This is a genomic window from Pontibacillus litoralis JSM 072002, from assembly GCF_000775615.1.
GTDB classification, from domain to species: domain Bacteria; phylum Bacillota; class Bacilli; order Bacillales; family BH030062; genus Pontibacillus; species Pontibacillus litoralis.
Genome location: NZ_AVPG01000003.1, coordinates 125,494 through 138,084, shown reverse-complemented (window position 1 = coordinate 138,084; position 12,591 = coordinate 125,494). Strand labels below are relative to the sequence as shown.

Genomic DNA, 12,591 nt, shown 5'->3' with positions numbered 1-12,591 from the left:
GTAATTTTAATTATAATAAAAATAAAGAGGGGATAGGTATGGCTTATCACTTTGAATCTACAGATGAGTTATTAACCTTTTTAAATCGTGAATTGTTATCTGCAGCAGAAGCTGCTGAAATATTAGATGTATCCAAAGCTCGTATTGGTCACTTAATGAAAAGCGGTAAACTACAGCCAGCAAAAGATCAGCCAAAGGTATTTTTGAAGTCAGTCATTTTGGATAAAAAAGAAGAACTAAATGAACTTAGGAAAAAATATCGTCCGTATGATGAATAGCAAGCATTAGCCCTTATCGTTTATAAATTCGATAGGTGATTTTAAATTGACCACTTGACCGCGATTTTACTAAAAGATTAAAAACACGCACCAATTTAAGTTATTAGAGACTCTTGCCATGGTCCGCGGCATTCATGGAAAATACTTCATGAAAGGTTTGTAAAAGGTATCGATTTGTTGGACGCAACCTCGTTTCTTTTCACGTGAGATGTTACTTACATCGTGCTCCACTTTCTCTCCAATAGTCCTCAGTGACAGTTCGTATTCTAAATATATCGGTTAGATGTGTATAGGTACGCTTTTTCGTGTTAGAATGAGTCTGAGTCATCGTGAATTCTCGCCGTATGTTTTGTGTTTTGGTCAACCTAAACTATACGCGGAATCACGATGACTTTCTATTTTTTTAGCTGTTGCACTAAATTATAAATGTCCAAATGTTTTTGTATTTGATAATAAGTTATTAAGCATGATATAAGTGTATATAGAAGTGGACTATTTGGCTTTCTATTTTTTGACCAAGAGTTTTAAGTTGTATTCATAGTGAGAGGATTTGAGTTTGAAATGATAGATAATTTTTGGCGTGATTTACCACGACCATTTTTTGTACTTGCACCAATGGAAGATGTAACAGATGTTGTTTTTCGCCACGTAGTAAGTGAAGCCGGTCGACCGGATGTGTTTTTTACAGAGTTTACAAACTCGGATAGCTATTGTCATCCGGAGGGTATGAAAAGTGTGCGTGGCCGTTTGACCTTTACAGAGGATGAACAGCCAATGGTAGCGCATATTTGGGGGGATAATCCCGAATATTTCCGTCGAATGAGTATTGGTATGGCAGAAATGGGCTTTAAAGGCATCGATATTAATATGGGTTGCCCTGTGCCGAATGTGGCAACGAGAGGAAAAGGTAGTGGTCTTATCTTACGTCCAGATGTTGCCGCAGAGCTTATTCAAGCAGCAAAGATAAGTGGACTGCCTGTCAGCGTGAAAACACGACTTGGTTATGAGGATGTAAATGAGTGGAAGAAGTGGCTAATGCATCTGTTAAAACAGGATATTGCGAACCTTTCTATTCATTTACGTACAAGAAAGGAAATGAGCCAAGTAGATGCGCATTGGGAGCTCATTCCGGAGATTAAAAAATTACGTGATCGTATCGCACCAAATACGCTACTAACAATTAATGGAGATATTCCTGACCGCCAAACAGGGCTGCAGCTTGCTGAACAATATGGTATTGATGGCGTTATGATCGGACGAGGTATTTTTAAAAATCCTTTTGCTTTTGAAAAAGAGCCAAAAGAGCATAGCAGTAAAGAATACCTAGACCTTTTAAGACTGCAGCTTGACCTTCAAGATCAATATGCGGAAGTACTTCCACGTTCCATTACAGCGCTGCATCGTTTTTTTAAAATTTATGTAAAAGGATTTCCAGGAGCTGCTGAATTAAGAAATCAATTGATGAACACGAAATCAACAGATGAAGTGCGTGCATTGCTGGACACCTTCGGAAAACAACGTTGATGGGATAGAGAAATGGAGTAACTCCCTAAAAGGTAGAAAAAAATGAATCACATTAACTCATGTGTACTTATTTTTAATCAGTTTCAAGTTCTTTGATGAGGTTGGGGCATAGAAAAAGCGTGCGCTCATCGATTTTGGATGAGTGCACGCTTTTTGGTTCTTTAACACATCACTAGCCGTAATTCTTCTTTATCATTTAACAATTCCTGAATGTCCATAAAATGATTTATCTCGCCGACAATCGAAATATTGACTTTGCGATGTGGAACCGCTTGTGGATGAACTGCCCATACCTTCGCTTGGTAGTTACAGCTTTTCTCGATCACTTCATACATCCAACTACTATAAAAAGCAGGAATATATCCTAGCTTCTCTTCATTGACAGACATAACGACGATTGCTTTATTGTCATGATCATTTTCACGTAAAACATCCATCTCTGTACACTCTGCCGAAAGGCCTAATTCTCGAAGCACAGATGAGTAGTCCGGCCTTCGTGAGTCTGGTAGACGGCGTGCAAACGGGCCAAAAAGAACATTGGAAGTATATGTCATATTGGTATCTGGAAATGCTAAATGAGGTCGATAGCCGTTGTCCATAGCTTCTTTCAATTTTCTTCTATATCCTTTTGTTTCGTATGAAAATGTATAGACGCCATCTTCATGAAGCAACCTACCTACATGGTATCGCTGAGATATTTCCCCATTCTGAATACCGTCCTGTTTATTATTTGCACGCTTGCTCTTTACATTCTTCCTTCCTTTGGGGGAACCCTTCACTCAACCCTATACTCCCTACAGTATAATCATTTTCAACCCCTGCCGAAAAGTCAGCAACTCCTTCATTAACACTGCCATCAACGGTCAATCCTCCCATTGGACTTTGATAGATATCATCGACCTTAAAGATGGTAATCTGATTTATGAAACGAAAGACACGGACTTTTCCGAATTCGCAAAAGATGTTCAAGAAGATGTCGAGGGAATTGTCCTTGGTAATTCCAATTATAGCAAAAAGGAATATGGAACAACACCCTACACAACAAGACCCTCGCAAGATGCAGCTCTCGCCACTGGTAAGGCTAAGTTAAACCCCAACAATCAAACCATCACGTATACCAATAAAAATCAATTCACCGAAGCAGATCACGTTGTAAATAAATATGTGCAGAAATATGGAGCCAATAATATTACCTTTGTTGGTCACTCATTAGGCGGTGGACTTGCTCAATATTATGCTGTGAAATATGATTCAAATGCTATTACCTTCGCTGCGGCGGATGTCTTTGATTTATTATCTGAAGAAAATCAAAAGCGAGCATTAAGTGGTGAGTTTAAGGATAATGTCATTTCTTACACCTACCCGGATGATGCTGTAGGAACATTCTATAAAGATTCAATAGGTTCTGTTTACTATATGGGTAATCCGGCAGAAGGATGCTGGGGATTAAGTAGCCACGGTATTAACAATTATATGGACAATAGTATGTATGATGAGAAAGGTTATTTCTTGCCACGGCTATTATACGATGAAAAGATACAAGGTCAATTAAAGATGTCTCCTTTAGCCTTGAAAAATAGTGGTGTTTCTGACTTTCATATTCGTATCCAGTCCAGTTTAATGGATGGTTATGTTATCGAGATGAAGGAAAGTGAGGAACAAATCTCAGCCACAAGAAAGGCGTTGACACATTTTCTCGATGACTATATAACAACGATGACAGAGTTGAAGCGCAAATACATCAATGCTGTCGGTTTTGGCAAGTATGATAAGTTAAATGCTTCTCATGTAGAGGAAATCTTCCGTGATTTAACAGGTGTTGGTCCAGAAGGATTGCCCATGTTATTGGATATCGGTGAATTAAATGAAAGATAAGGATAGTACTGACTGGTGGCACAATTACTTAGAAGTGAATAGGCAAGAAAATGAGTTAGAAGCAAGCATAGAATTCTTTAAGCAATATCTTGCCCATTGTTATGCGGTTCAACCGCTTTCTGAAAAGCATCGAGATATCATCAATAAACTAGAACATAGCTTCGATGGAAAAGCGAATCAAGTACTCATAAAGCGATTTGAAGAAAACCAAATCGACCTTATGGAAATCGATCGTATGTATGAAGGTATCTATGAAAATATAAGGTTGAGATCTTGGTTTTAGTAGTAAGAATAATGTAATTTTAACTGTGTAAGTAAGAATATGTATGGCTCTTGCTCATACAGTTTTTTTAGTGGAGTACTTCCACTTATATCTTGTATGAAAGGTAAAAACAATATACAATTTAATTACTTCAAATTTGAAAGGAATGAACGATGCGCAGATATCAATATTTTTTTACCTATAAACATAGAATACAGGATAAAATGGAGGTAAAGGTATTGATTACAGATTTATATTCAGAAAGATTGCACTTAAGAAAAATGAAGATTTCAGATGCACCGAGTTTGTTTGACATATGGTCTGATTCAGATGTTACTAGGTATATGAATGTAAGTAACTTTACTAACGAAAATCAGGCAAAAGAAATGATTTATCATCTTGATCAATTAAGTCAAAACAATGAAGCATTGCGTTATTCCATAGTAGAATTAAGCTCTAATGAAATCATTGGTTCTTGCGGTTATAATTTCATAGACTTTGAAAATGCGAAGGCCGAAATCGGATATGACATAGCTAAAAAGCATTGGGGGAAGGGATATGCTAAAGAAGCGATTGCTTCCTTAATGGATTACGCATTTAATTCTTTGGAGTTTAATAGAATCGAAGCGAAAGTTGAACCTGAGAATGTAAACTCCATTAAAGTTCTACACAAACTTCATTTTATTTATGAAGGAACAATGAGACAAGCGGAGAAATCAAAAGGAACATTTGTTGATTTAAATATCTATTCAAAATTAAAATCTGATAACATATAAGTTTCTTTATTTAAAGAGATCAAACTAAACTGTGTAAAAAATGAGTATGAGCTCATTATTCACAGTTTAGTTTTTATTTTTATTGACCACTTGAAATACGTATTAAAGGAAGCGGTAAAAAAATTTACAGAAGAAGTAATTCGAATGACTAAACGATTAACTAAGCTAATTTTAAGGGGATTTAGGACTTAAAAATAGAGCATCTCCCCAGAGTTTTGTTGCTTAATCCTACATTTTGATATTTATTTACAGATTTTTGTGCCCATATTTATTGATAAACAATAAAATATAGTATAGGATATAAATAACAATAATAAGTGAGGTGCTTTATGAAACGTGGAATGGTGATTTTCTTGAAAGTAGCTGTTGTTGTTATTGGGATCGTTGTAGGTAGTTTGTGTGCCTTTGCATTACCGCCACTTGCTACTCATACAGCAGAGTTGTATCCAGAGTTTGCTTATTTACATTATCCGGTTCTCCTTGGTTTGTATGCCACTGTAATTCCATTTTTCTTTGCGTTAATTCAAGCTTGGCGGCTCCTAAAGAATATTGAAATCAATCATGCTTTTTCAACCCTATCGATAAGTGCTTTGGGTCGGATAAAGTACTGTGCAGGTATAATCGGCACGTTCTATGTAATCGGCATGATTGCGCTTATGACCCAAAGTGCATTGCATCCTGGTATAGCAATCATTGGGTTGGTCATCCTTTTTTCATCAATAGTTATTATGCTATTCACGGCTGTGCTTCAACAATTATTAAATGGGGTAGTACAAATGAAAACAGAAAATGATTTAACAATTTGAGGTGAAATTGTGGCGATAATAGTTAATTTAGATGTAATGTTAGCGAAAAGAAATATGAGCGTTACAGAATTATCGGAGAAAGTTGGAATTACAATGGCGAACCTTTCCATTTTAAAAAATGACAAAGCAAAGGCTGTTAGATTTTCTACATTAGATGCAATATGTAAGGCTTTAGACTGTCAACCTGGTGATATACTAGAGTATAAAAACGAATGAAATACGTCTAAACGAAGATTGTAATGAGAGTATATTACTTGTTATCACTCTACTACTTCGTCCACTAATCTCACTAAAAAGATAACGTTGTTTCGCAAAGTGTTAGCTTTTTTGCAGTTATTATGTAATGTTAGATTTGATTTAAACTAGAAATCCCCACAACAAAATCCCTCTTCCTAATATTAGGGAGGGGGATTTTGTTGTGGGAAAATGATAAACTAGGGAAGGAGTTTTTTTGATAGAGGGGGAATCATGATGGATTTCGAACGGATGTCGCCCTATGGATTAGGAGAGAGTAATAGTAATGAAGCTATTAAATATATAGTGCGATATTTACAACAAGGTTCGGAAAAGGACAAGGGGTTAGCTGCTTGTGCGATTAGGAAGTTGGTGGTGCAATATCCGGCGGAATGTGCGGTAGCTTTTCCGTATTTGCTCCAACATATTGATTCATCTAACGGGGAATTACGTGAGAATATATTAGAAGCTTTATTGGCGCTTCCTAAAAATCAGCTAACGATTACGGAGGATGATATTAGAAAGGTAAATGGTGGTTTGCTAATGATAATAGGGAAGTCAATCGTTCGCTCGCCTGTAAAATTATTCAACAATGGGGCGCTTCATTTACTCTTCCAGAAGGGGCTACGAGGAACGTTATACCTAAGGCGGAAATGGCAAATGCGATGACGACGTTTGATTTAGTCACGGCTGATGATAGTGATGCTTCTTATTTTCGTGCACTTGAAAGAAGTGGGATTTGGTTGAATAAACCACAGTTGCAAGCAACGCGTCATTATGAGGGGCCGGCTTTAGTATTAGCTGGGGCAGGAAGCGGAAAAACGAGAGTGCTCTCGTCACGAGCTGGTTATTTACTCTCCTTTCACCATGTAGATCCAAGCGATATATTGTTACTGACCTTTACAAAGAAGGCTGCACAAGAAATGAAGGAGCGGCTCGCGTTGTTGCCTGGTTTATCGCCCAGTGTAGTAAGAAATGTAACGAGTGGGACGTATCATTCAATTTTTTTGAGATTATTAAGAGGGCAAGGAGATGCTCGCAACATTTTGAGTAATGAGCGGCAAAAGCATGTTTATCTCAAAAAGATTATGAAGCAACTTGGCTATAAAGATAATTATGAGCCAGAATCGTTGTTGGCTATTTTGTCCCATTATAAGAACAACATGGTACCTGTTGAAGGTTTACCAGTAAAAACGCTGATTGACAAAGAAGTGAAGCAAATTTTAACAGAATATGAAAAGGTGAAGCGTAACTATGGGTATATGGATTTTGACGATATCTTACTGGACTGCTATTTTTTATTGAAGCAAAATCAACGCATGCGTCAAATGATGCAAAATCGTTTTGCTTTCGTATTGTGTGATGAATGGCAAGATACGAATCCGGTGCAGTATGAGTTGATTAAAATGATTGCCCTTCCGCAAAATAATTTATTTGTCGTAGGGGATGATGACCAAACGATTTATGAGTTTAATGGTGCTGATGCTTCGATTATATTGAATTTCAGTGAACAGTATCCAGAAACGAAAACGTACAAGCTTGACGTTAATTACCGTTCGTCAACGAGTATTGTTGGATTGGCCAATAAAGTAATTGCTTTCAATAAGAAACGCCATGATAAAACGTTACAAGCTGTTAATGAAGCAAAGGCTTCTCCACATTTTTTACGCCCGAATGATGTGAATGAGGAAGCAGAGGAAATCGTTCAGCAAATTATACGTGATGTCAAAGCAGGTGATCGTGCTTACAAGGATTATGCTATATTGTACCGCGCGAATAGTAATAGCCGGGCTATTTATGAACAGTTCATTTTACAAGAGGTGCCTTTTGTTACGTATGGGGATAAGAATACCTTCTATGAACAGTCGTTAGTTAAACCTGTTATGGATCATTTACGATTGGCTTTAGATGGGAATCAAATGGATGCTGTTACAGGAATATTACCGTCTCTTTATTTGAACCGGGAACAAACAGCAGAGTTCATTATGCGAAAAGAGATGACAAGCCCTAAACACAACTTGCTAGCTCATACGCTTGATTTACCGAACATTAAACCATTTCAAAAGAAGCATATTATGGAACGGATTAGCCTGTTGAAGCGGTTGAAAGCAATGACCGCGCTAGAAGCAGTACGTGAAGTTAGAAAACTATATGATGCGTATGTAGATGCCGATAAACGGAAGAATTTAACTATGCATAAAGAAATGATAAAAGATACTTTATCTGAAATTGAATCTTCAGCAAGCCGGTACAAAACAATTGCCGATTTTATTACATTTGTCGATGAAATTATTGAAAAGAACAAACAAATGGACCAACTTCGCCGAAACAATCAAGCTGACGTAGTGAAGCTAATGACGATTCACAAATCAAAAGGTTTAGAATTTCCGGTTGTCTATCTAATTGGAGCATCAGAAAATGTTTTACCACATCGTTCCGCTCTAGAGGCTAATGCCAAAAAGGATATAGTAGTGAATGAACAGAAGAAAACAGAGCTGGCAATAGAAGGAGAGCGCCGCCTAGCGTATGTAGCTATAACGAGAGCGCAACAGTCGTTATATATCAGTTCCCCACGCTTGAACCAAGGCAATCAGACGAGCATATCTAGATTTATCATGGATGTATTTACTGATCCAATTAAAAAACGCCAATTACAATATAAAAAGCCACAGAAAAAAAAGCAAAAGAGAACAGGAAAAAGGGTGTCTGTCCGTGCATGGGAATGTACAAGCAACGACTGCATTGCTTGGAAACGAATGGATAAACCGGAAGAGGCAAAACAGGAATGGATAGATTGTCCGTTGTGTGGAAGTGTTATGAAGCAAGGCGTACGTGAAGTGGTGGAGAGATAGTGTAGTGTGAAGATGTGGCGCTACTTGCCATTTTATATAAGGTGAATGCACACTTGTCCCTTTAGGTGTTCCGTGTTAACGGGCAGGGATTTTTCCGTTTCTAACCAATGACTGAACTTTAATTATGATAAAATAATCGATACAACCATATAAGGAGCAATGAATATGCATAGCATTTATAAAGAAGTATTACGCTTCCGTGATGAGCGCAATTGGAAGCAGTACCATGAAGAGAAAGATTTAGCTCTTTCTATTTCGCTTGAAGCAAATGAATTGTTGGAGAATTTCCAATGGAGAAGTAGTGAAGAAGCTGTTGCAGAGTCGAAACAAAATATAAAAGAGGAAATGGCGGATGTTCTTATTTACTTAATTCAAATGGCAGATAAAATGGACATGGATTTAGAAAAGGAAGTACTTGCTAAATTGGCGAAGAATCGAGAAAAGTATCCGGTAAAGTAAAGAAGTGAGGGGCAAAACTCCTCACTTCTCTTCATGCTTAATTATTATCCTTACTAGAAGGTAATAGTATGTAGTTAACTTGTTTTGTGGAAATAGTGCCTTGCTATTCAATAATATAAAGTAGTCAACAACATACAGTAGGTGGCGGTACTAATAACAGATAAATCAGATGTTCCGATTGAGTGTTAGTGTCGAAGGAAGGGTTCTATTTCCTTTAGATTTCTATTATTTTAAGAACATTGCTGTGATTTGATCTAATTGATGTTCTAATGCAATTGCATCACTATAATAAAGTGCATCAACGCTATATGGATGAACATTGCCACTTTGAACAGCAGGTAGTCTTTTCCACAATGAGCTTTCTGTAATCGTGCTTTCCATTTTTTCTGCATCGCCTCGAACACCTAAAAGGATATGATCTGCTTCCCCAAGAATTTCGGGTATCATTTCTTCGGATATACTTGCCCATCCTTTCTTAAATGCTTCTTCTTCTACAGGTTTTGGTGCTTCAAGCTCAAGAAGTTCATAAATGATTTGTCCACCTCTACCAAATGTTTTTCCCATTAAATAGATATCTTTCGCACTCAGTTCAACAATCGCAACTTTTATATCCCCTTTGTTAGCATCAATTAATGCTTGCTTTTTCTCCTCTGCTTTTGACTCGAACGTTTTTATCCACTTGTTTGCTTCTTCTTGTTTATTTAGAACTTTTCCAATTTCAGTAATTCGATCGTGGTAGCCATAATCTAATGGAATGACTACTGTTGGTGCAATTTTGGATAGTTTATCATACATGTTGGGGTCATATGTAAGGATGACATCTGGATTAAGAGACATTGCTTTTTCGACATCTACTTCTCGATTTTCTCCGACATTTTCAATACCTTTAATTAAATCTTTATGATAAGGCGAGGTTTCAGAAATCCACCCAGCTACTCCAACTGGTTCCACCCCTAATGCAAGTACATCTCCTACATAATCTTGTACAGCTACGAGCACTCGCTCTGGATTCGCTGGAAGTTCTATTGTTCCGTTTAAGCTTTCGTATTCTCGAACGTCAGCAGTAGTGTCCTTGTCCTTATTATTCTGTTTTTCTTCGCTGCCTTGTGCCTCGTTACTATTGCTACATCCACTAATGATAAATATTAAGCACAATAGAAGGAATGGTATGAATCTTATTGTATTATTTTGCATGCGCTTTCTCCTTTCATATTATGAAAATGAAATTCATTATCAATTACAAAAGTAATCATACACGTGTTCATTTAAAAGGTCAATCCTAAAGTAAAAAATAAAAATACAGATAGGGAAGAAGAAAATTAGATTTTTGAAAATTCATCTATAATTATCGTTCAGCATTTGGTACAATTCAAATGATTATGAAATTCATTATCAATAAAGGTTTGTGGTTAAGGAGGCTTATTCTCCATGTCAACATCAGAGACATATGAGGAAAAGATAGAGATGGAAAAAATTTCACGACCTATGGTGGGTCTTTATTTATTCATAGGAGGAATCATTGCTTTAATATTATCTATTATGGCTTCTATTTCGTTAGGTGCAGCGGATATAGATTTCAAGACAGTGTGGAATTCCATTTTTCACTATAATGAAGATGTGACGGCTCACCAAGTTATTCAAGAAGTCCGTTTACCTAGAGTGTTAGGAGCGGCGGTTGTAGGATCTTGCTTTGCCGTGTCTGGAGCTGTGATGCAAGGGATGACAAGAAATCCACTGGCGGATTCAGGGTTGTTAGGTTTAAATGCGGGTGCGGGGTTTGTATTAGCTCTTTGCTTTGCTTTTCTTCCAGGGTTGTCTTATTCTTTCATCATCTTATTTTCTTTTCTAGGAGCGACTATAGGAGCTGGCCTCGTATTTGGGGTAGGCTCTTTGACAAGAAATGGTCTTACACCGATGCGTTTAGTGCTAGCAGGGGCAGCAGTAAGTTCCTTATTTATAGCCTTAAGTGAGGGAATCGCGATTTATTTTAATGTTAGTCAAGATTTAGCGTTCTGGTATGCTGGTGGGGTATCTGGTGCCAAATGGTATCATTTGAAGATTATAACCCCTATTGCAGTTGTGGCATTAGCCAGTGCTTGGATTATTTCTCGGTCTATTACGATGATAAGTTTAGGGGAAGAGGTAGCTGTTGGACTCGGGCAGCGTACGAAGGTCGTTAAAATGGTTGGAATGATGATTGTACTTGTATTAGCGGGTACTGCCGTATCTGTCGTCGGTGGTGTAGGCTTTGTTGGGCTAATCATTCCTCATATTACTCGGGCAATTGTAGGGCATGATTACCGCTGGATTATTCCAAATTCAATGGTATATGGTGGTTTGTTATTGGTTCTTGCCGATTTAGCAGCAAGAACTTTAAACGCTCCATATGAAACGCCAATAGGAGCATTAATTGGCGTGATTGGTGTACCTTTCTTTCTTTATATTGCAAGGAAAGGAGGTAAAGAGTTGTAATGAACACGACCTTTAAGAAAAATCAACAACAAAAAACAAATATGAAGAAGGTTCTGGTGATTGGGCTACTCGTTGTTCTCATTGTCGTTGCATTTATTATTAGTATGAATACAGGATATATTCGACTTTCTCCATTAGAAGTATTTGAAACATTATTTGGGAAAGGGACGGATAAGCAAGAGGTTATTTTGTTTGAATTTCGTTTGCCTAGAATCGTTATTTCTGTTTTGATAGGAATGGCATTAGCTGTATCTGGGTGCATTTTGCAAACAATTTCCCGAAACGCTTTAGCTGATCCAGGCATTCTTGGCATCAATTCGGGTGCGGGATTAATGGTTGTCCTTTATATTACATTTTTTCCAGAAAAGAATTTTATGTCAATTATGTTCTTACCTTTTCTTTCATTTATTGGTGCAGGACTAGCTGCAATTTTAATTTACGGATTGGCATATAAAAAAGGAGAAGGAATCTCACCTACAAGATTAATTTTAACAGGTGTTGCAGTAGCAGCAGGTATTAGTTCAGCAATGATTGTATTAACTCTTCGTTTAACACCAGAAAGCTATCAATTTGTGGCAACATGGTTAGCAGGAAGTATTTGGGGTTCGAATTGGGATTTTGTTCTTGCATTGTTGCCATGGGTTATGCTATTACTCCCTTATATATTTTTAAAAGCGCAAACGTTAAATGTTATTTATTTAGGTGATCAAATGGCAAATGGGCTAGGTGTCGCTGTAGAAAGAGAAAGACGATTGTTACTTGCTGCTGCTGTCGGCTTAGCAGGAGCAAGCGTAGCGGTTAGTGGTGGAATTGGTTTCGTTGGATTGATTGGTCCTCACTTGGCTAAACAACTTGTAGGAGCAAGGCAGCAATTTCTATTACCTGCATCTGCTTTAACAGGTGGCTTACTTGTTATTGCAGCAGATACGATCGGGCGCTCTATCTTTCAAACCGAGATTCCTACTGGTATTGTCGTCGCAGTTATTGGTGCACCATACTTTTTATATTTATTAGCGCGAGAGAAATAGTGACAAAAAGAATCCACCAGTTAGC

At 37.4% G+C, this 12,591-nt stretch carries 14 protein-coding genes; 12 read left to right on the top strand and 2 right to left on the bottom strand.

The window, feature by feature from the left end; genetic code table 11:
* The first annotated feature begins 38 nt into the window (after nucleotides 1-38).
* Nucleotides 39-278, top strand: a complete 240-nt coding sequence (locus N784_RS04125; RefSeq protein ID WP_036832635.1) for a helix-turn-helix domain-containing protein — start codon at nucleotides 39-41, stop codon at nucleotides 276-278.
* A 540-nt stretch (nucleotides 279-818) separates the two neighbouring features.
* Nucleotides 819-1,802 carry a tRNA dihydrouridine synthase gene (locus N784_RS04120; RefSeq protein ID WP_198134391.1) on the top strand — a complete coding sequence of 328 codons (984 nt, stop codon included), beginning with the start codon at nucleotides 819-821 and terminating at the stop codon, nucleotides 1,800-1,802.
* A gap of 161 nt (nucleotides 1,803-1,963) precedes the next feature.
* On the opposite strand, the gene N784_RS15910 is transcribed toward N784_RS04120, so the two are convergent.
* Complete coding sequence (locus N784_RS15910; RefSeq protein WP_052127121.1) at nucleotides 1,964-2,581, bottom strand: HIRAN domain-containing protein; 618 nt, start codon at nucleotides 2,579-2,581, stop codon at nucleotides 1,964-1,966.
* Between the two features lie 103 nt (nucleotides 2,582-2,684).
* Here N784_RS15910 and N784_RS04110 point away from each other — a divergent pair, with 103 nt between their 5' ends.
* The 8 genes from N784_RS04110 to N784_RS04075 all read left to right on the top strand — a co-directional run bounded on the left by N784_RS04110 (nucleotide 2,685) and on the right by N784_RS04075 (nucleotide 9,066).
* Nucleotides 2,685-3,677 carry an alpha/beta fold hydrolase gene (locus N784_RS04110; protein WP_036832631.1) on the top strand — a complete coding sequence of 331 codons (993 nt, stop codon included), beginning with the start codon at nucleotides 2,685-2,687 and terminating at the stop codon, nucleotides 3,675-3,677.
* Nucleotides 3,667-3,960: a hypothetical protein gene (locus N784_RS04105; RefSeq protein WP_036832627.1), complete on the top strand. Its 294-nt coding sequence runs from the start codon at nucleotides 3,667-3,669 to the stop codon at nucleotides 3,958-3,960. The genes N784_RS04110 and N784_RS04105 overlap by 11 nt, the downstream gene beginning before the upstream one ends.
* Before the next feature lie 218 nt (nucleotides 3,961-4,178).
* The gene (locus N784_RS04100) at nucleotides 4,179-4,715 is read left to right on the top strand and encodes a GNAT family N-acetyltransferase (protein WP_036832624.1); all 537 of its coding nucleotides are present in this window, start codon (nucleotides 4,179-4,181) and stop codon (nucleotides 4,713-4,715) included.
* Between the two features lie 329 nt (nucleotides 4,716-5,044).
* Nucleotides 5,045-5,521 (top strand): DUF2975 domain-containing protein, encoded by a 477-nt coding sequence (locus tag N784_RS04095; RefSeq protein WP_036832622.1) that lies wholly within the window; start codon nucleotides 5,045-5,047, stop codon nucleotides 5,519-5,521.
* A 9-nt stretch (nucleotides 5,522-5,530) separates the two neighbouring features.
* On the top strand, nucleotides 5,531-5,737 hold the full coding sequence (locus tag N784_RS04090) for a helix-turn-helix domain-containing protein (protein WP_036832620.1): 207 nt from the start codon (nucleotides 5,531-5,533) through the stop codon (nucleotides 5,735-5,737).
* A gap of 255 nt (nucleotides 5,738-5,992) precedes the next feature.
* Entirely contained in the window at nucleotides 5,993-6,424 is a 432-nt protein-coding gene (locus N784_RS04085; protein WP_036832618.1) for a hypothetical protein, read from the top strand.
* Nucleotides 6,409-8,607, top strand: coding sequence for a UvrD-helicase domain-containing protein (locus N784_RS04080; RefSeq protein ID WP_084600121.1), 2,199 nt, complete (start codon nucleotides 6,409-6,411; stop codon nucleotides 8,605-8,607). The genes N784_RS04085 and N784_RS04080 overlap by 16 nt, the downstream gene beginning before the upstream one ends.
* Nucleotides 8,608-8,766: 159 nt before the next feature.
* Nucleotides 8,767-9,066, top strand: a complete 300-nt coding sequence (locus tag N784_RS04075; RefSeq protein ID WP_052127119.1) for a nucleotide pyrophosphohydrolase — start codon at nucleotides 8,767-8,769, stop codon at nucleotides 9,064-9,066.
* A 225-nt stretch (nucleotides 9,067-9,291) separates the two neighbouring features.
* Here the strand turns inward: N784_RS04075 and N784_RS04070 are convergent, their stop codons facing one another.
* A complete protein-coding gene (locus N784_RS04070; RefSeq protein ID WP_036832609.1) occupies nucleotides 9,292-10,260 on the bottom strand; it encodes an ABC transporter substrate-binding protein in 969 nt (322 codons plus the stop codon).
* Nucleotides 10,261-10,494: 234 nt separating this feature from the next.
* Here N784_RS04070 and N784_RS04065 point away from each other — a divergent pair, with 234 nt between their 5' ends.
* Nucleotides 10,495-11,538, top strand: a complete 1,044-nt coding sequence (locus N784_RS04065) for a FecCD family ABC transporter permease (protein WP_036832607.1) — start codon at nucleotides 10,495-10,497, stop codon at nucleotides 11,536-11,538.
* Complete coding sequence (locus tag N784_RS04060) at nucleotides 11,538-12,566, top strand: FecCD family ABC transporter permease (protein WP_036832603.1); 1,029 nt, start codon at nucleotides 11,538-11,540, stop codon at nucleotides 12,564-12,566. The genes N784_RS04065 and N784_RS04060 overlap by 1 nt, the downstream gene beginning before the upstream one ends.
* Nucleotides 12,567-12,591: the final 25 nt, after the last annotated feature.

Coding starts and splice junctions, on each gene's coding strand:
- N784_RS04125 (WP_036832635.1), top strand. CDS start 39: ATGGCTTATCACTTTGAATCTACAGATGAGTTATTAACCTTTTTAAAT.
- N784_RS04105 (WP_036832627.1), top strand. CDS start 3,667: ATGAAAGATAAGGATAGTACTGACTGGTGGCACAATTACTTAGAAGTG.
- N784_RS04095 (WP_036832622.1), top strand. CDS start 5,045: ATGAAACGTGGAATGGTGATTTTCTTGAAAGTAGCTGTTGTTGTTATT.
- N784_RS04085 (WP_036832618.1), top strand. CDS start 5,993: ATGGATTTCGAACGGATGTCGCCCTATGGATTAGGAGAGAGTAATAGT.
- N784_RS04080 (WP_084600121.1), top strand. CDS start 6,409: ATGGCAAATGCGATGACGACGTTTGATTTAGTCACGGCTGATGATAGT.
- N784_RS04075 (WP_052127119.1), top strand. CDS start 8,767: ATGAATATGCATAGCATTTATAAAGAAGTATTACGCTTCCGTGATGAG.
- N784_RS04070 (WP_036832609.1), bottom strand. CDS start 10,260: ATGCAAAATAATACAATAAGATTCATACCATTCCTTCTATTGTGCTTA.
- N784_RS04065 (WP_036832607.1), top strand. CDS start 10,495: ATGTCAACATCAGAGACATATGAGGAAAAGATAGAGATGGAAAAAATT.
- N784_RS04060 (WP_036832603.1), top strand. CDS start 11,538: ATGAACACGACCTTTAAGAAAAATCAACAACAAAAAACAAATATGAAG.